At 45.0% G+C, this 18,791-nt stretch carries 17 protein-coding genes; 8 read left to right on the plus strand and 9 right to left on the minus strand.

The window, feature by feature from the left end; translation table 11 throughout:
* Positions 1 to 93 precede the first annotated feature (93 nt).
* Genes SWP_RS21970 through SWP_RS21995 form a run of 6 tightly spaced genes read right to left on the minus strand, consistent with a single transcriptional unit; the run spans position 94 to position 5,744 of the window.
* Complete coding sequence (locus tag SWP_RS21970) at positions 94 to 312, minus strand: hypothetical protein (RefSeq protein WP_020914910.1); 219 nt, start codon at positions 310 to 312, stop codon at positions 94 to 96.
* 8 nt (positions 313 to 320) lie between these two features.
* A complete protein-coding gene (locus SWP_RS21975) occupies positions 321 to 1,076 on the minus strand; it encodes a hypothetical protein (RefSeq protein WP_020914911.1) in 756 nt (251 codons plus the stop codon).
* A gap of 31 nt (positions 1,077 to 1,107) precedes the next feature.
* Positions 1,108 to 1,653 (minus strand): hypothetical protein, encoded by a 546-nt coding sequence (locus SWP_RS21980; protein ID WP_020914912.1) that lies wholly within the window; start codon positions 1,651 to 1,653, stop codon positions 1,108 to 1,110.
* On the minus strand, positions 1,650 to 2,345 hold the full coding sequence (locus tag SWP_RS21985) for an energy-coupling factor transporter transmembrane component T (RefSeq protein ID WP_020914913.1): 696 nt from the start codon (positions 2,343 to 2,345) through the stop codon (positions 1,650 to 1,652). The genes SWP_RS21980 and SWP_RS21985 overlap by 4 nt, the downstream gene beginning before the upstream one ends.
* Complete coding sequence (locus SWP_RS21990; RefSeq protein ID WP_020914915.1) at positions 2,335 to 3,699, minus strand: ATP-binding cassette domain-containing protein; 1,365 nt, start codon at positions 3,697 to 3,699, stop codon at positions 2,335 to 2,337. The genes SWP_RS21985 and SWP_RS21990 overlap by 11 nt, the downstream gene beginning before the upstream one ends.
* Positions 3,700 to 3,716: 17 nt before the next feature.
* The gene (locus SWP_RS21995; RefSeq protein WP_020914916.1) at positions 3,717 to 5,744 is read right to left on the minus strand and encodes a TonB-dependent receptor plug domain-containing protein; all 2,028 of its coding nucleotides are present in this window, start codon (positions 5,742 to 5,744) and stop codon (positions 3,717 to 3,719) included.
* A 418-nt stretch (positions 5,745 to 6,162) separates the two neighbouring features.
* Between SWP_RS21995 and SWP_RS22000 the strand changes: the two genes are divergently transcribed.
* The 3 genes from SWP_RS22000 (at position 6,163) to SWP_RS22010 (ending at position 9,140) form a co-directional block, all read left to right on the plus strand.
* Positions 6,163 to 7,521: an isochorismate synthase gene (locus tag SWP_RS22000; protein ID WP_020914917.1), complete on the plus strand. Its 1,359-nt coding sequence runs from the start codon at positions 6,163 to 6,165 to the stop codon at positions 7,519 to 7,521.
* A gap of 214 nt (positions 7,522 to 7,735) precedes the next feature.
* On the plus strand, positions 7,736 to 8,395 hold the full coding sequence (locus SWP_RS22005) for a 7-cyano-7-deazaguanine/7-aminomethyl-7-deazaguanine transporter (RefSeq protein WP_020914918.1): 660 nt from the start codon (positions 7,736 to 7,738) through the stop codon (positions 8,393 to 8,395).
* Positions 8,396 to 8,681: 286 nt separating this feature from the next.
* A complete protein-coding gene (locus SWP_RS22010) occupies positions 8,682 to 9,140 on the plus strand; it encodes a GNAT family N-acetyltransferase (RefSeq protein WP_020914919.1) in 459 nt (152 codons plus the stop codon).
* Between the two features lie 345 nt (positions 9,141 to 9,485).
* On the opposite strand, the gene SWP_RS24685 is transcribed toward SWP_RS22010, so the two are convergent.
* The 3 genes from SWP_RS24685 to SWP_RS22020 all read right to left on the minus strand — a co-directional run bounded on the left by SWP_RS24685 (position 9,486) and on the right by SWP_RS22020 (position 13,753).
* Positions 9,486 to 9,617, minus strand: coding sequence for a hypothetical protein (locus tag SWP_RS24685; protein WP_020914920.1), 132 nt, complete (start codon positions 9,615 to 9,617; stop codon positions 9,486 to 9,488).
* A gap of 598 nt (positions 9,618 to 10,215) precedes the next feature.
* Positions 10,216 to 12,348, minus strand: a complete 2,133-nt coding sequence (locus SWP_RS22015; protein WP_044556184.1) for a sensor histidine kinase — start codon at positions 12,346 to 12,348, stop codon at positions 10,216 to 10,218.
* A gap of 22 nt (positions 12,349 to 12,370) precedes the next feature.
* On the minus strand, positions 12,371 to 13,753 hold the full coding sequence (locus tag SWP_RS22020; RefSeq protein ID WP_044556185.1) for a sigma-54-dependent transcriptional regulator: 1,383 nt from the start codon (positions 13,751 to 13,753) through the stop codon (positions 12,371 to 12,373).
* Between the two features lie 279 nt (positions 13,754 to 14,032).
* On the opposite strand from SWP_RS22020, the gene SWP_RS22025 reads away from it, so the two are divergent.
* From SWP_RS22025 to SWP_RS22045, 5 genes are all read left to right on the plus strand, one after another.
* The gene (locus SWP_RS22025; RefSeq protein ID WP_020914923.1) at positions 14,033 to 14,845 is read left to right on the plus strand and encodes an ABC transporter substrate-binding protein; all 813 of its coding nucleotides are present in this window, start codon (positions 14,033 to 14,035) and stop codon (positions 14,843 to 14,845) included.
* Entirely contained in the window at positions 14,842 to 15,549 is a 708-nt protein-coding gene (locus tag SWP_RS22030; RefSeq protein ID WP_020914924.1) for an ABC transporter permease, read from the plus strand. Before SWP_RS22025 ends, SWP_RS22030 begins: the two co-directional genes overlap by 4 nt.
* The gene (locus tag SWP_RS22035) at positions 15,549 to 16,274 is read left to right on the plus strand and encodes an ATP-binding cassette domain-containing protein (protein WP_044556186.1); all 726 of its coding nucleotides are present in this window, start codon (positions 15,549 to 15,551) and stop codon (positions 16,272 to 16,274) included. Before SWP_RS22030 ends, SWP_RS22035 begins: the two co-directional genes overlap by 1 nt.
* 97 nt (positions 16,275 to 16,371) lie before the next feature.
* Positions 16,372 to 16,986, plus strand: coding sequence for a molybdenum cofactor guanylyltransferase MobA (mobA, locus tag SWP_RS22040; RefSeq protein WP_020914926.1), 615 nt, complete (start codon positions 16,372 to 16,374; stop codon positions 16,984 to 16,986).
* Complete coding sequence (locus SWP_RS22045; RefSeq protein WP_020914927.1) at positions 16,983 to 18,779, plus strand: bifunctional molybdopterin-guanine dinucleotide biosynthesis adaptor protein MobB/molybdopterin molybdotransferase MoeA; 1,797 nt, start codon at positions 16,983 to 16,985, stop codon at positions 18,777 to 18,779. The genes mobA and SWP_RS22045 overlap by 4 nt, the downstream gene beginning before the upstream one ends.
* The last annotated feature ends 12 nt before the right edge of the window (positions 18,780 to 18,791 follow it).

Consider the following 18,791-nt stretch of genomic DNA (forward strand, 5'->3'; position numbering starts at 1 on the left):
TAAAACACTTGGTTAATGTAGAGCAAGATCAGAAAACAAAAAGATAGTCCATGACAATGGTTAAATATCAAATACTAATGTGAGAAACCCTTCTCAGAGTGAGCCTACTTTTTTATAACAATCGAAACAATTTAAACCCCAACGTCGGTAAAGGCAGTTGAAGCAAGACTGAGAATGGTCGTCAGTTTGCTCATCTTCATCATCCTCAGCAAAAAAGCGACATGCTTTTGCCGCTTCTCGCGAAGCCGAATATGAGTTTGTATCGAACTTAAATCGCCACACCCCATCAATATAGGTAAACCATTTATCCATAGCAGCCTCTAATATGTTTTAAGTGTTTGCTTAGAAGCATTCACCCAAGCAGAACCATGACGACTGACTAAGAGCGCAAACATATGCTGGCGGTATACTGCCTTTACCTTGCCAGTTAATAGTATTCGTTCATCATCTGCTAATATTTCACCGCTATCACTGAGCACCGCTTGCAAAGGAGTGTTCGCTAAAATATCAGCCACTGTGAATTCAATGTCAGCGTCTTTATTGTACTCTCCTAAACAAAACTGACCTTTAACACGACCGTCTTGACCACTTAAACGTAAGCCAAGACCGGCTAAAGCCCCTATTACCCCCTGCCCCGTACCACCATGTTCGGTCAGGTCGATACCCAGCTCAGTGGCCAATTCATAGGCTTGCACCTTGGTTTTAACAGTCTCTTTGGTTGACTGGCCGAAGGCGATTAAGGCATTGATATCGTAAGATGAACTCATATCAAGTATTGCCAAGCCAGGATCCGAAGCTGCTGCCGATTCTTGCATCAGGTGAGCGACACATATTTGCTTTATATCGGCAAAGTCGAGATGACTTTCAAGCTGAAAGCACATGGCACTGTTATGGGAGGTATAAGGGATGTCAGGATGAACATATAACTGGTGACGAGTCACCATGCAGTGGCCTTTATGCTCAGCCATTTTCAGCGGCTCTTGCTGTAAAAGACTCGCTATCTCTTCGGCGATCTCTCCTGTGCCCTTAGTGCCGATATCGTCAGTATCATCGATACAAATTAGCCAGTTTTTCATTCTTAATCCTATAGATGTTAATTGCGATTGGTTACTCAAGGGTTTGATGTCGGTCTTGCAGTAAGTCGTGAGATTGCAGGCGCCTTAGCACGCTAGGAACAATCAACGCAGCACCGAGCGCAAACAGCCCCCCTTGCAGAAAGTTAACTGCAAACTTGGTCAAAGCAATCTGCTGGCTCATTCCCGCAAGCATATTCTCAATCCAACCTTTGCTCGCCCACGCTAAACAACCAGCCAAAGCCAGCAATACACACTGCCAACGTAATTTAAAAACACCCGCAATCACCATTAACGCTAAATCCATGGCGATGGCTGGCATGCCGAATTTGAGCAGAATTAACGGCCCGCCTTTACCAACACTCAGCATCATTGCCACCATGCCAGCCAGTAAACCACATGCAGTAATACTGCCCACTCGACCTACCGCACCGTAGCAAAGTAGATAGAAAAAGGTCATTAAGAACATTGAGTGACCACTAAGCCCTAGCTTAAGCCGCAACATACTTTTTAAAATCACCAATAAGGTCGCGCAAAAGCCAATAAATAACGCATCTTGCAGTTCGAAGTGAAGTTTCATTTTTCGTCTCTCGTTGAAGGCCAATGCGTTACATGATTACCGCTGCCAAAATGGCGTAACTTTGCCGACAGCGCCATCTGCTTCGATAGCTTTAATAGTTGGATCAATAGCGGCAGTAACACGCAATAAATAAATTCAGGCCAATTGCTTGGGTTTCGAAGTGCTCTAGGTGTGATCCTCGCACCGCGCATACATTGGATCTGGTAGATCTCTTTTAGCTCTTGGGACATAAACGGCAGTAGACTTAGTGAAGCCGCAATGACAAATGCCCACTTGTGTGGCAGCAGCCAACTTAACACTTCTGCAAGTCGCTCTGGGCTTTGAGTACTTGAAAGCCACCAGCCTGGTAACATTGCCAATAGGACTCTAAGTACCACCACCGCGCCATCTAAAAGCTGGCTTTCACCATAAAACAGATAATAAAGCCCCATAGTGGTAATAAATTGCACGGCCGCTAAACGCAGCAACATGGTTATTTTTTTCTTTAGCACTAGTCCGTGAGCGATTAAACCCGCATTAATGCTCACTAATATCCACAATGCACTACTCGGTACAAAGAAAGCGCAACTTGCCAACAGTAAGCTCAAGACCAAGGCGAAAGCACAGCGGTGACTCTGGCGCATGCAAATTCGCACCGACTTTGCCCTATGCTTCATATTAAGACCCGAAGATTCTGGCCATTTAGCCCGCATCGGCCTGTTCCGTCGGCGCAGCTATAGCTGTCAAGTAACCTGATTCGATATACCAGATCCTGTCTACATCACCGTATGACACCTCTCTGTGAGAGGTGAGTAAGATGGCGCAGCCTCTTTGACGTAGCTGCAGCAAAAGCTGCCACACCTTGTCACAATGCAAGCTATCTAGGCCGGCAAATGGATCATCAAGTAACAACACTTTGGGTTGCAAACAGGCAAGTGATGCCAGTGCTATAATATGCTGCTGTCCGTAGGACAATTTATGGGGTGACGCCATCGATAAGTGGCTTAGAGATAGCTGGTGCAACATTCGTTCAGCCCGAGATAAAGGCAACCTGAAACGACGCAAGCTAAATTGCATCTCAGTCAATACTGTCGGCTCAAACAGTTGCCGGTTCGGCCTTTGTAACAACAGGCACAGATTTGCGCCATAAATGCCTAATTTAGGCCGTTTCCCCAACACTAAAAATGGTAACTGCCCGATATCAGCCTGCATCCCTGCCAGCGCTTTTAAAAAGCTACTTTTACCTGTGCCATTATCTCCAACTAAGGCGACAATCTCTCCTGCTCCCACGCTTAATGACTCGGTACAGCGAAATAAAGCCGAACCCGCAGAAAACTGAAAACGGTGCGGTGATATCAACAGCCTTTGCTCTGTTGCATCCACACCTCTAGCAGCTAATGTTGGCAGCCTTTGCTTGTGCTGCCCTGAAGGCTGGTATAGACCCGCGACTAACTTGCCCCTCTCTAACTGCCATAGGTGGGAAACAATCTGGCCAAATGCTTGCGGCTGATGCTCCACCATCACAATGGAGACACCGTCACGAAGTAACCCCTTAAGTACAAAGTACAGCTCCTGCACTCCATGGTTATCAAGTTGAGTCCAGGGTTCATCTAGCAGCAGTAAATTTGGCTCAAACACCAGTTGAGCAGCAAGCATTAAACGGTACTTTTGCCCTAAAGACAGCACATCGATTGGCGTATCAATACTGACATATAGCCCAACCCGTCGCAGTACTTGCTGTACTTTGTCTAACATTTCGTTTGAGGGGACACCGAGGTTTTCTAGCGCAAATGCAATCTCAGCCCCTACGCTTTGACGTAGAACCTGTACATTAGGATCTTGCATCACCAGCCCTACCATTAACGCAGGATGGCGCATCATCTCCCCCTCAAAAGGGCGACACAACTCTCCAGCAATAAGATGTAGTAAACTCGATTTGCCGCAGCCAGTTGCGCCGCTGATGCAGTGACACTCACCATGGTTGACCACCAAGTTTAGGTCATCCAAGACCTTAGCCTGGTATGTGTCATAGCCAAAATGAATCCCTTTTAGCTCAATTAATTGCATCTGCGACCTCCGGTTTACTAAATTTGCCAGTTCAAACCAATAAACACTTGGCGACCCGCTTGAGGTAATGACTCACTTTGATAGTAATTTTCATCCAATAAATTAGTGGCCCTTAGGTACAGCTCTAACTTGTCCTCAAGCAATGGCTGCACCAAATTAAGATCAACCAAGGTGTAGTCATCTAACGACTGTTCTACCAGAATCTTTTCTCCTGCTACCTTGTGTTGGGCGTAGTAGATTTGATCCATGATCCGCTCAACATTTAGATTGATACGCATTGCAAATGGCAGTTGATATTGCGCTTGAAACCGTAGTTGATGGCGAGGGCGATATTCTAGAGTTTGGAATGTCTCTGCCGCAGATTTGTCTTCAGTATCTAAAAAGCTATACATAAAAGTCATCGACAGGTCATCGATACTATTATTTTGCAGCTGCAGATCGACCCCTCTGAAAGCATAGTCGCCCATGTTTTGATAAGTACCAGCTAAGTCTTTGGCAATGTAATCTTCGGCATCGGTATAAAAGCCTGCGATATTCAGCTCTGTTGAGTAACCAATATCCTGCAATAAGCCCAACTCAAAGTGCTGTGAAACTTCCGCCTGCAGATCTGTATTCCCTGAGGATTGAGCATAGAGATTGCGCATAGAAGGGAATCGGACTTTACGTGCCACCCCCATATTAATACGGGTATGCTCTAATGCTTGCCAGTAGAGTGATAACTGTCCTGAGTAATCACTTTCAGATTCAGACACCCTGTCTTGGTCATGAAAAGCGCCGCCGAGCGTTACGCCATAGTTATCTGCTTGGTATTGGTACTCTAACGCCGCGGTATATAACCATGCAGAGTCATCAAAGTTATCGCTGTTGCCACTGCCGTTACCACCATTGCCGCCGCCATTTCCACTTCCACCGCCATTACCTGAACCGCTTTTACTACTTTTGCTACTTGCAAGTGCCTGTGACTGCCAGCTTTGCTTTTCAGCAATAATTGCCGTTGTGACAATACCAGCTTGGTCAAAGTTGGAAATGAACTGTAGATTACCGCCCTCTACAGTAGAGCGGCCATCTTGCTGCGCTTTTATCGCTTGGTAAGAGTCATCTTTATATTGAGACTCTAATACATCACTCTGGTTGTAATAGCCAAAACCACGCAGGGTAAACATCTCATTGAACTTATGTGCCAATCCAAGTTGAAAGGTTTTTGCTTGGTAATCGTCAACCCTCTCAAACTTAGCGCTCCCTGAACCGCTACCATCTCGACTTGGCTTGCCCCACTCGCCCTGTTTAAAGCTCATATTAGCCATTAACTGAGTGTTATCGCTCAGCAGATAGCTGCCTTGTGCATATACATTATCTAAGGTTTTGTCGGCATTATTACGTACATCACCCTGCTGAAACTCAGTGTCGTTATAGTCACTCGACATTGGCCAACCATCAGTTTGCTGGCGGCTATAATTAATCACCCCCTGCCAGCTATCTCCACTTCCAGCCACACTGATATCACCGTTAAAAGTATTATCTTCGGCGGCTTCAAGTCGACCAGATAAACTCGGTGCATCCTCGCCCTGTTTAGTAATAATATTAATCACGCCCCCTGCACCACCTGGCCCATAAAGTACAGAAGTTGGCCCTACCGAAACTTCAACAGAACCGATTTGACTAGCAGGTATTAAGCTTGGGTCGAATTGACCATCTTCGGCACCATTTGCAGGCACACCATTGATTAAATAGATTACATGACGCGCTTTAAAACCTCGCACATCAACCCTTGGACTTCCTTGCCCGCCCACTCTGACATACAGTCCAGGAACGTTTTTGAGTAACTGATCTAAGCTTTGCGCTCCGGTAGCCTTGATCTCTTCTTCGTTAAGACTCCAATGAGTGGTTGCCGATTCAGTTACCGCCGCTTTCTCTCCATGGACCACTATGACTTCAGTTACATTGAGTATTGGATCTCGCTCCATCTCATCGGCTTGCACTTGATAACTAATACTCAAAGCCAAAGCTATTACTGATAGCTTTAAACTGTTGTTGCTATTTCTCATTGTTTTTCATCATCCTAACGACATTATTAATGTCTATTGTTAGAAAGAGCGCGGCAGCGCACAAGACAATAACTTACAAATATAAACCTAGATCAACTAATTAAAACAAAGGAAGGAAAGAGGCAACGCACCAAAGGACAATATGTCCAACATGCATTTAGTGACAGACAAAAAGACACAGTAAAAGCAATAAAATGAATAAGCTAGGCTTAGCTCATTTTCTACAAATAGAAAAAACCATAGCATGAGCATAAAATAGTCAGTCATAGCTCACAGCAGCAAAGCAACCGACTTGACACTCTAGTCAGCGGATATTACTTTGTGGTAAAGATTCTTATTACCACTTTGAAACTGGCTGAATGACACATAGAGGTCAGCACCTCATACAAGCCATAAGAAATACGATTTGGAGTTTTTATTGACCGCCCCTTTGCTGTCTCACGCTATTAAGTCTTTAACCGACAAGCTCACATCCTTTACTCTTCAACCACACAGCGACCCCATTATCCAGCTGTCGGTGACGGTGTCGGCGATCCCGGTAATTGCTTGGTTAGCAGCCCAGTCTACGTATCCGAGGATCTATTGGAAAGGACGAGACACGGAAGAGGAAGTTGCCGCGATTGGTTGTTGTAAAGACTTCTTTTTTGGTGATGATGTTGACGATCTAGAGATGTCGGCTGAGTATCAAAAACAAAGAGCACTGACGAATAATCAAGACGTTCGATATTATGGTGGCGTTGCTTTCGATCGCAAGAATGAAAGCTGGCCAGAGTTTGGTAAGGCGCGCTTTATTTTACCTCGCATTGAATTACGCCGCAGTGGCAATGAATTTAAACTGCTCGTCAATCTTAACTTTACCGAAAATAGTTTCGAAGAAGAGATTGCTTATGCGCTACACGCGATAGCCAGTTTGGATAAACCCAAGCCTCTAGCGCCACCTAATAAAGTCGCGTTAATGGGTCGCAGCGATAAGCCTGATCGTTATCGCTGGACTGAACTGGTTAATCAAGTCACTCACCCAAAGTTTATTAAGGAAACTCCGAAGGTAGTGCTATCTCGCCAAACTCAGCTTGAGATAAACGAACAGGTCGACCCTTGGACACTGCTTGCGTGTTGGCAAGGAAGAAACCCAAATAGTTTCCAGTTCGGCTTTCAGTTTAGTCCCGAAAGCGCCTTTATCTCTTGTACTCCTGAACGCTTATATCGCCGTAGACAACGGGAGTTGTTTACCGAAGCACTAGCAGGGACAACCGTTAGAGGTATTAACCAGGAGCAAGATAAAGCCTTAGCACAAGAGCTGTTGGACGATACTAAGAACAGTCATGAGAATCAGTTAGTTAGGCAACAAATCGTTGATGTATTGAACCCTTTAAGCCATTACGTTGGTGCAGAAGAGTTTCCAACAGTATTAAAATTAAGCCATATCCAACATCTACATCGCTCTATTAGAGCCGAACTCAAAGCGGGAGTGAATGATTTTCAGCTCATTCAAGCACTGCACCCCACGCCCGCAGTAGGTGGTTTACCTAAAGAACCAGCGATGAACTTTATTCGCCAACAGGAAGGATACGTCAGAGGCTGGTACGCTGGTGCTTGCGGCTACTTCAATAAACATGAAAGCGAGTTTGCAGTCGCTATTCGCAGTGCACGTATTGAGCCAGGTCGTATCAATCTATTTGCAGGGGCGGGGATTGTCACTGGCTCTGAGGCCGATAAAGAGTGGAGCGAGTTGGAAAACAAGCTAACCACCATTCTGTCGATACTGACCGAGCTTTAGTGCCAACAAAAAAATCAATCAGTTATCCTATGATGTAGTGGTTAATCAACTGCTACATCATTTTTATACTTGCTCTGAAAAAATTCTGCTCTATAATTTGCCGCCCCGATTATGGGTTCACACTACTTTGATTAACCAAAAATTGTAAAATTATAGCGATACTTGCTATTGCGGGTTCCCTCACCCCGCCCGATTTATTAAAAAAGGCCACAAGATGTTGATGTTATCTCAAACGCAGGTTCGCCGTGCGTTACTGCTTTTAGCAGGCTTTCATATTGTTATTATTTGTGCCAGTAACTACTTGGTGCAACTTCCGTTTCAGATCTTTGAACTGCATACCACCTGGGGCGCTTTTAGCTTTCCATTTGTTTACCTTGCAACCGATCTTACCGTTAGAATTTTTGGTCAACAGGCAGCACGAAAAATCATCTTTCTTGCCATGCTTCCAGCCTTAATCATCTCTTATCTCATGGGTGTTGTGTTTCATCAAGGTAGCTTTCAAGGTGCCGCTGCGTTACTAGAGTTCAACAGTTTTGTCTTTAGAATCGCCTTTGCCAGTTTTGCGGCTTATTTGATAGGCCAATTGATGGATATCTTTGTATTTGCCAAACTAAGACAAACAAAATCTTGGTGGGTTGCACCATCAGCATCAACGATTATCGGCAACCTCGTCGATACATTAGTGTTCTTCTCTCTCGCTTTTTACGCTTCAACAGATAGCTTTATGGCCGCCAACTGGCCGGAAATAGCAACGGTTGACTACGGTTTCAAACTTATCGTTAGTCTAGGCTTGTTCTTACCCGCCTACGGTCTATTACTGAAGGTGTTGCAAGATAAGATTTTGCAAGAGACAGCTCCCAAAACCGCACTCTAACGCTAATTGAGGCTTAACAGCAACTGGACAGACCTGTTATAATTTCGCCAATTCGTTCACCTTTGCTTCTTATACCAATTACAGTAGCTAAGTGTTCAGAAATAGCGTAGGAAAAGTGCTTGAGAACAAGGCGGGAATTTTTGATAAGTAGTTATTCTACAATCAAAATTTATAACGACGTTATCGAGTATTTTAACAAGCTAGAGTGAACAGTTATTAACTACGATTGGTATTATTGTTTAGAAGAAACAACTAAGGTGAACTGGCGAAACTAGCGAGAGTTACAATGTACACAGTTGAAATTGAAGCAATTACAGAGATCACCCCAGCAGCGATAGCGCAACTAAAGCGCGTATATGAATCGATCCCTGAATTTGAAAACAGCCATTCAAGTCAAGATATCAGTGACAGACTATTATCAAATCCTGCCCTGTTATTAATTGCAAAAGTAGAGGGCGAAATCGCAGGTTTTAAGCTCGGCTACCAGCTTTCTGATGATGTTTTCTATAGTTGGTTAGGTGGGATCTCACCTGATTTTCGAGGCTTAGGACTCGCCAAGAGTATGCTTGAGTATCAGGAGAGCTGGGCAAGTCAGCAAGGATACTCTCAAGTGGAAGTTAAAACCCGTAACTGCTTCCCGCGTATGCTAAAAATGTTGATTAACAGTCAGTATCAGATCACCGCGATGACTCCGGATCAGCAGCAATTGAGCCAGCATAAATTACACCTTCAAAAACAGCTATAGCCGTTATTGAAGAAAAATTGAGAATAAGACTTGCAAACCCAAATGAGAATGATTACTATTAACTTGCGTTCCAGAACTCAAGTTAATTGTTAAAGTTCTCATCATCTTTAATGGCTAACGAGTTTTATTAAGCACGACATTGCTCACACACTCTTAAGTGGCCGGGATTTTTCCCCGGCTTTTTTTTGCCTGTAATTTACCACCACAATTAATCTTGTTGTTATAAATAATCAATTCCAATTAAGCTACTGTAATAAAAGGAATTAATAAAATAACACACCATTTTAGTCAACTAATTTTAGCATTCTTCAAATAAAAGCTTGCACAACCAAATGATAATGATTATTATTTACATGCGTTCCAGAACTCATCAAAACTTAAAGGCATCTCATCTCCTGCAAGTTTGAGTTTTTTACCAAGAGCACTAGATAACTGCTTATTTAGCATTAATTTATTGCGACGGGTTTTGCACGACATTGCTCACACACACTCTTTATAGCCAGAATTTTATTCTGGCTTTTTTTTTGCCTAAAATTCCTAACCGTCTCGAGTTAATGCCCCTGAAACGATCATCTTTAGCTAGACGAGTATAAAAAAGCCAGAAGGTAAGTTCTGGCTTGTTATACCAATTGCATTAAGTATTTGAGCAGTTCAGAGCCCCTCTGTCTTTTCAATTCAAAGCGCATTGGTAAAGAAATGGTATTCCCTTTTAAGCCAATGCAAAGCAGAAGTCGAAAGACTGTGGGTCTCACGTAGTGCGGCAGAGGTTAAACAAATGGGCAAAACGCTATATGCTTTGCTATGGGATTTGAATATGCAACTAAATGGTCTATTTTGTTCCATACAAAATAAGACATTCCGGCCCTCCTTGGCGGTCAGATTTAGGAGGTACGAGACCAAGGATGGTCGAAGGTAGAATAATGCAGGAGCAATTATCGAGAGCGAAGCAGGATGCCAGAGCCGAGAATAACTATTAGCTCAAATCCTACTACTTGCCTGCAGCGTTTTGAATTCACGCTGAATGGTCAAAATTTTAATGCCATTGGTATTATGTTGAGTTATCTATTAAGTCTAGCTAGTGCTTATCATCCGCACTACCATGGAACTGCAGCCCTTCGTAAGGAGTATCGGTTTGTGCTTCAACTGCGGTGTGGTAAAGACCAATAGTAAACATACTGCCCTTACCAACTGTAGAGGTCACATCAATAGTGCCACCGATACGTTTGATGATACCGTAGCTTAAAGATAAGCCCAGACCAGTCCCATCCTTACGAGTGGTGTAGAATGGATCGAAAATACGGTTAAGCTCCTCTTCCGGGATCCCTTTACCTTCATCCTCTATCTCAATCTTTACCCCTATTGGTTCGCCTCTTTGTACCCAGTCATAGGTGCGGATCCAGATCCGTCCTTTATCATCAATAGCGTGAGCGGCATTAACAACAATGTTAATCAGCACCTGCAATAGTTGTGGTCGATTCACCTGAATTGGGTAGCTTGCATTGAGCTCTTGATTTAGTACCACTTCTTGCTTCTGTATCGAATGACGAACGAGCACTAACATCTCCTCGATAATCGGCGTAATTTGGTGCATCTCTAGTGGTGCGTTGAACTCTCCTGGGCGGCTATACTGCAATAGACTACGGATGATGGTGCTAATGCGACCGACCTGTTGGATGACAAGCTCAATCTCCTCTTCGACAACATCGGCATTATCCCCCAACTCATATTTCAGTAGCTCCATATTACCGAGGATCACCGCAGTTGGATTGTTGATCTCATGAGCGATACCCGCGGTCAATTCACCGAGTGCTGTTAACTTTTCATTGATTACAAGCTGCTGACGAGTCTCATTAAGCAAAGCCACGTTAGCTTGCAGTTCTTCGGTTTTTTCCTGCAAACTGCGAGTACGCTCTTCAACTTTAACCTCAAGTTGTTCTGCGGCGGCCTGAATTTGAGTGTTACGTCGCTGCAGCAGATCCAGCATACGATCAAACTGCTCAGCAAGATTAGACAACTCATTGCCGCTATCAAGCCCTAACGAACCGATGCGTAAATTCCGTCCCGATTGCACCGCTTTTACTACATGGTGAATACGTTCAATTGGTTGCAATAAACTATAGGCACCGCGATACACCAACCAGCCTGAAACCAGTAATACCAGCATCAAGATGGTACCGAGCTCAATGATATTCAACAGGTAGTTATGGATAAACGGTGATTCAGAAAAACCAGTATAAATCATACCAATACGCTTACCCTGCACATCTTCTAAAGGCGCGTAAGCGGAGATAAACCAATCATTGAATACAAAAGCACGATCGACCCACAACAACCCTTGGTTCAAGACTTTTTCGCGCACCTCAGAAGACACTAGACTCCCGAGCGCTCGGCCACGTTTATCATCATCTTTAGGGAAAAAGTGCAGTGGTACGTTGGTACTGATGCGAATGTTATCGAGGAAAATAGTCACCGTACCAATAGAACGCTCTGGCAGGGTTCCTTTGTCATAAACCAGATCGCGAATATGATCGACGATGCGTGTATCTCGATTCAATAAGATCCCCCCATCAAGATACCAAGCTACATGGCCATTAGCATCAGGAATGGGCAGTAACGAACGACTCAACAAGCCGCGTTTCTCGTCTACTTTGCTTGGTTCCTGTGCCCGTTGTGTTTTCATCACGGTCACTTTTGCTCGCTCAGCTAACGCAGGATCGATACGAGACAATCGACTTGGCGATAACACCATCAAACCTGAAAATGGCTGGTCATCCACAATGTGTGGCAACATCTGCCGTAAATCAGGGTCAGCAGCAGCCTCTGCTACGGTGATCAGGCGCAGAAAATCGAGATCTAACTCGGTTTTGGTCAGTGCTAACTGCTGCTGCAACGTTTTCCTTGTTACACGTGCTTTAGGATCTAACTCTCTAAACTCATTTTGAAAATTCCACGACTGCATCACCAACTCAAGTCGTTTTTCTTGAATCGTTTGCACTGAATCCAAGGTGTTATTGGCAACAGTTAAGTCAGCTTTCACTTTCATAAACAGCTGTTTGCCGGTGTAACTGATATTCCAATAAATGGTAATAAACACTAGGCTGACGAGTGTTAACAATATCGGGAGCAGGGTGAGAATAAGAATGCGATAACGCACCTTAGCCTGCATCTGCTGCCAACTAACACCAAATATATTGGAAAAAAATGACACCTAAACTCTCCTGCCCAATGGCTTATTCTTCAATATTCTTTTCACCGCCAAACCACTCTTTATACTTGCGGTCTAGCGTTTTACGCGATACACCAAGATCTCTTGCTGCAGCAGATTTATTACCGCCATGTATATCGACAACTCGAGTCACATGGTCGCGTTCAACATCTTTTAACGCCCACTGCAGCGGGTAACCAGATTCAGCCACCATCTCTGCTTTAGGCTGCGCTTTCCAGTACTCTGCCGGTGGCTTGCCGAGCAATATACAGCGTTCAATCATATTTCGCAGCTCACGGATATTACCTGGCCACTCATGCTGCTGCAGTTTAAGCATATCCTCATGGCTCCATACCACCTCTTTAACGCCAAGCTCTGAGGCTAGCTGACAGGTAAAGTGATGAGTCAGCTCTACGATATCTTCAGGTCTATCACGCAGTGGGGGGATCACAATATCAAGCACGTTGAGGCGGTAGTATAGATCACGCCTAAAGTTGCCTTCTTCAACCTCCTCAGATAACTTGCGGTTAGTCGCTGCCAGCACCCGGACATCAATATTAATCTCTTTCTCACTGCCCACAGGTCTAATGGTTCTTTGCTCTAACACTCGCAGTAACGCCGTCTGCATTTTTAGCGGCATTTCACCAATCTCATCGAGGAAAATAGTGCCACCCGAAGCAAAACTAAACAAACCTTCGCGATTACCTTTTGCGCCGGTAAAGGAACCGGCGGAGTGACCAAATAACTCACTTTCTAGTAACTCTGGGGCGATGGCACCACAGTTAACTGCCACAAATGGCCCTTGGCGACCGCTTAATGTATGCAGCTGTCTGGCGACCAGTTCTTTACCAGTGCCTGACTCACCTTCAATCAATACCACGGCATTGGTTGGCGCCACGCGAGCAATCACATCTTTCACTTCGGTCATCGCATCGCTCTGGCCAATAATGGTAGAGGATTGATTAAAAGAAACTTCGCGGCGAAGCATTAAGTTTTCTCGCTTTAGCAAGCGACGCTCAATGCAGCGATCAACGGCTTTCATCATCTGCTCTAGATGGAACGGCTTCATAATAAAATCGGATGCCCCTGCGCGCAGAGCTTTTATTGCCACATCCATATCGGCATAACCTGTCATAAAGATGATGTCAGATCGTCGCTCTTGATCATTGAGTGCTTCGTGCCATTCAATGCCCGAACGCCCAGGTAAGCGAATATCCACAATAAGCAGGTCAAAGTGACAGCGTGAGCGTAACTGTTCTGCATCCTCAACACTGGAAGCGATTTCCACCAACGCAAACTTCTTTGCCAGCGCCTTTTTCAAAAAGCTGCGCATACCAGGTTCATCGTCGACAATTAGTACTGATACAGCGGAAGGAATTGGCTTCATAGTATTTACTCTCTGGCTCATCTTGTCTTAAACAGGACATTTTGACTCATAATGAACAAAGTCTACCACCTAACGGCTGGAAATAGGTCACTATGAACCACGGTTTAGCAGCATTGGGACATATTGTCTGAATGCTTTTTGATAAGCATGGGATCAAGCTCACACTTAGGCGACTGGTGTGATACAAAATCCTAGAAAATATAAATGGCATCAAACTTGCTCTTGTTTACACAAGTGATTTCACTTTTCAGTGGGTACTCAGGTATAGAGCAACCCATTTATATTTGCCAAGGAGTAAAAATGTTAAACCTTAAACGCGTTATTGGTCTTGCTGTGACTGCTGCATTATTTGTTGGAATGCCTGTTCAAGCCAATGAAGTTATTAAGCTAGCAACCACAACCAGTACTGAAAACTCAGGCTTGTTGAAGAACCTTTTACCTACCTTCGAAGCCGAAACAGGTTATAAAGTTCAGGTAATTGCAACAGGGACTGGTAAAGCCCTTAAACTTGCTCGCCAAGGTGACGTTGATGTAGTAATGACTCACGCACCAGCGGCTGAAGCTAAGTTCGTTTCAGAAGGTTATGGCAGACTTCCACGTGGGATAATGGAAAACGACTTTGTTATCTTAGGTCCAAAAAATGACCCAGCTAAAATTCGCCCGAGTGATTCAGCCGAAGCTGCATTTGCCAAAATAGCTAAATCGGGTGCGCCTTTCATTTCTCGTGGTGACAATTCAGGCACCAATATGAAAGAGCTTATTCTTTGGAATAAAGCCGATGTTAAGCCTGATTTTGCGGGCTATACTTCTGTTGGCCAAGGCATGGGCAAAACACTATTAATGGCAAACGAATTACAAGGTTATACACTTTCTGACCGTGGTACTTTTGTTGCCTACTCAGGTAAGATTGACCTAGCAGTAGATTTTGATGGTGGCAAAGCATTGGCTAACCCTTATCAAATTATGTTGATTAATGCTGAGAAATACCCTGATTTAAACCACAAAGGGGCTAAAGCATTAAGTGATTGGTTGATCAGCGCAGAGGCGCAAGGGATGATCAATAACTACAAAGTTCAGGGAGAACAATTGTTCAAGGCAACTTATAGCGAATGAATGAAGGCTGGTTAGCCCTAACACAGCAGGCGTTAAGCCTGCTGTTTTCATTGGATCCAGAAGTCTGGTCCATTATATCGGTATCTTTTTCAGTATCATTTGCAGCGTTAGCTATCACCTTGCTGCCCTCAATGGTACTCGGTTTTCTGCTGGCTTTTTCTCGCTTCCGTGGCCGCTGGCTTATCACCAACCTGATTCAAACCCTGCAATCTGTACCCACTGTTGTCATCGGGCTATTGGTCTACCTGCTGCTCACTCGTATGGGACCACTTGGCGATCTTAAATGGTTATTCACCCAAAAAGGCATGATTTTAGGGCAGATGATGATCTGTGCACCTGTACTTGTCGCCATGAGCCAAGCCGCATTCACCAGCGTTGACCGCCGCGCTTGGGAAACCTCTCGCACGCTAGGCGCGCCATGGTATAACGCAATCTGGGCAGTCTGCCGCGAACTAAAAGTGCCACTATTGTTAGCGATAATCGCAGCATTTAGTCGCATTCTGACTGAAGTGGGTTGTTCGATGATGGTCGGCGGTAACATCGCCGGTGTAACTCGAAATATCCCAACAGCTATCGCCCTAGAAACCAGTAAAGGTGACTTTGCCCAAGCCATAGCGCTTGGTCTAGTCCTGCTAGTATTAGCACTAGTGCTAAACTTTGCCTTAGGTACCCTAAGAGGCAAAGCTGAGCCGAGGAGTCATTAATCAGCATGGCAAAAATTATTGCACAAGATCTTGAGATGCGATTTGGTGATAAACATCTATTCAGCGCTGCTGAACTGATATTTTCACAAAACCAAGTTATCCACCTACAAGGTGATAATGGCTGTGGCAAGACCACATTAATGAAATTACTGGCGGGATTGATTAAGCCAACTCAAGGGCAAGTGCAAGCAATTGGCTACTCATTAGCTCCTTGGTGGCGCAGTAACTCCATCGTCGGTAAGGCACTTTATCTGCATCAACACCCTTACCTATTTGATGGCACAGTGCTTTACAATCTAGCCTACGCAAAAGCATTCTCAGATAACGATAAAGTCAAACTTAACACTCGCACTGAGCAAGCGATTGAGATGGCGCAATTAGGTCACTTGTTAGACCAATCTGCCTCAAGTTTATCGGGTGGTGAGCGACAAAGGTTGGCAATCGCACGCGCTTGGATTGTCGAGCCTAAGCTAATGATGCTCGATGAGCCGACATCAAATATGGATAAGCACTCGCAACACTTAGTCTTGCAGATGGTCGCCGACCTTAAAAAACAGGGTACAGGCATGATAATTAGTAGTCATCAGTCGTGTATGCTGACCCAAATATGCGACCATGTATGGCTTATCGATAACAATAAAATAAGCAGTAATAATAAGGTGCCTGAAGCACCACCTACATTAGCAGTTCATATTAATCCAAATATGCTCAACAATATGGCCTAATAGCTGTACTAAATTTGCTACCTCGTCAGCATTAAGTTGCTGCGCGTCGGAGTATGATTGCTATTGTTAAGTAAGCCCCTAATAACAGGAAGAAGTGATGACGATAACGATCGATGCAGTGATCCTCGCCGGCGGTATGGCCAGACGTATGGGTGGCAACGATAAAGGCTTAGTTGAATTAGAAAGCCAGCCGATGATAAAACATGCAATTGACAGGATAAATCCTCAAGTTAAGGAGATCCTGATCAACGCAAACCGTAATCAAAAGGTGTATTCTGAATTCGGCTTTGAGGTCATCAGTGATCAAGACAGCGGTTACCTTGGACCCTTAGCAGGAATGATCACAGCGATGAGTCACACACAAGCAGACTATTTAATGGTCGTGCCTTGCGATTGTCCGTTGTTACCGCGTGATTTAGTAAACAGAATGCTGGCGCAGTTGACTACAGCAGATGCAGAGCTTGCAGTTGCAAGCGATGGTAAACGCGAACAACCCGTAGTGATGCTATTAAAGCCGAGTTTACGGGCATCAATGAAAGCATTTTTAGATGCTGGCGAACGAAAAATCGATTTTTGGTACGCCAAGCACAATTACATAGTGACTGATTTCAGCGACCAACCGAATGCCTTTATTAACGTCAATACGCCAGAACAGAAGCAGCAACTTAGCGAAGCTATCGCCAACGAAAAGAATAACCTGAGGTGTAAATGAGCATACCTTTTACTAATCCGTTACCTATTCCCGTTCTCGGATTTTGTGCCTACAGCGGCACAGGCAAAACCACTTTATTAAAGCAATTGATTCCAGAGCTTAACCGCCGTGGTATTCGCCTCGCTGTTATCAAGCACGCTCATCATAATTTTGATGTCGATATTCCAGGCAAAGACAGTTTTGAGATGCGTAAAGCAGGTGCCAAGCAGATGCTAGTCGCCTCTCATGTTCGTTGGGCGTTAATGACTGAAGATGCACGCGACTCTGACCCAGAGCTGCCTCACCTGTTAAATCAGATTGAAGCTGACAAAGTCGATATCGTCTTGGTTGAAGGCTTTAAAAAGCTCGAACTGCCAAAAATTGAATTGCACCGCGCTGCCCATGGGAAACCGTTCATCCATACCCATGACGACAACATTCAAGCGATTGCTTGTTGCGATGATACCGAGCTACCAGCTGAGCTAAGACGTCTAAATATTAATAATGTGCCGCAGATAGTCGATTACGTCTGTGACTACATAGCGAACTGGAAGCCGTGCCCTATCGACCTACCAATGGCGCCAAGCTGTGGTTGCGAACTCGATAACAGCACGACTCTGTCGGTACGCCAAGGGATTGATAAAATTCTCTCTTACGTTAGTCCTGTTACCTCGACTGAAACCGTTGCACTAGATGAGCTGGAAAATAGAGTACTCGCAAGTGATGCGATCTCACCCGTTAACGTGCCCCAGCACACTAACTCGGCGATGGACGGCTACGCCTTTAAACTCGCTACTGACGACCAAGCGTATAAGATGGTTGGCGAAGTGATGGCTGGCCACGCTTATGCAGGCACCATTCAAGCAGGCGAAGCAGTACGCATCATGACAGGCGCTCCTGTGCCTGCTGGCGCAGATACTGTGCAATTACGCGAACTGGCTAACGAACAAGATGGCCAAGTGAGCTTCGAAGGCGAGATGGCTGTAGGTCAACACGTCAGACAGGCGGGTGAAGATATTGCCCAAGGCGCCACTGCGCTTGCCGCCAATACTCGCCTACACGCTGCAGAGCAAGGTCTGCTTGCATCTCTTGGTTTTGGTGAACTCTCCGTCTTTAAACGTCCAACTGTTGCGGTGTTCTCAACAGGTGATGAAGTTTGCCAGCCAGGCGAGCCATTGAAGCCTAACTGCATTTTCGATTCCAACCGTTACACCATCAAGTCGATGGCCAAAAAGCTTGGTTGTGAAGTCATCGATCTGGGCATTATTCAAGATTCAGAAGCTGCGCTAGCTGATGCACTTAAAAATGCAGCGAAACAAGCTGATATTGTGATCAGTTCAGGTGGTGTATCGGTCGGCGATGCCGACTACATCAAAACGGTACTCGAGCAGGTGGGTCAGATTAACTTCTGGCGGATTAACATGCGCCCGGGTCGTCCGCTGGCATTTGGCCAAATCGATAACAGCTTGTTCTTCGGGCTACCGGGCAATCCAGTTGCAGTGATGGTGTCGTTCCTGCAATTTGTACAACCTGCCATTCGCAAGCTTGCAGGCGAGCAAAACTGGACACCGACGATGGTGCCAGCAACCACAGATAAACCACTGCGCAGCCGAGTCGGTCGTACCGAGTTTATGCGCGGAGTATACCATCTAGCAGCGGATGGTAAGTTACATGTAACCACAACAGGTGCTCAAGGCTCAGGGATGCTTAGCTCTATGGTAAAAGGAAACTGCCTCATCGTGATAGGTGAAAAAGATGATCAGTTACAACCAGGTGACACAGTTTATATCCAACCTTTTGCCGACCTTCTATAAAGGTCATATAGG

Source organism: Shewanella piezotolerans WP3 (assembly GCF_000014885.1).
GTDB lineage: Bacteria > Pseudomonadota > Gammaproteobacteria > Enterobacterales > Shewanellaceae > Shewanella > Shewanella piezotolerans.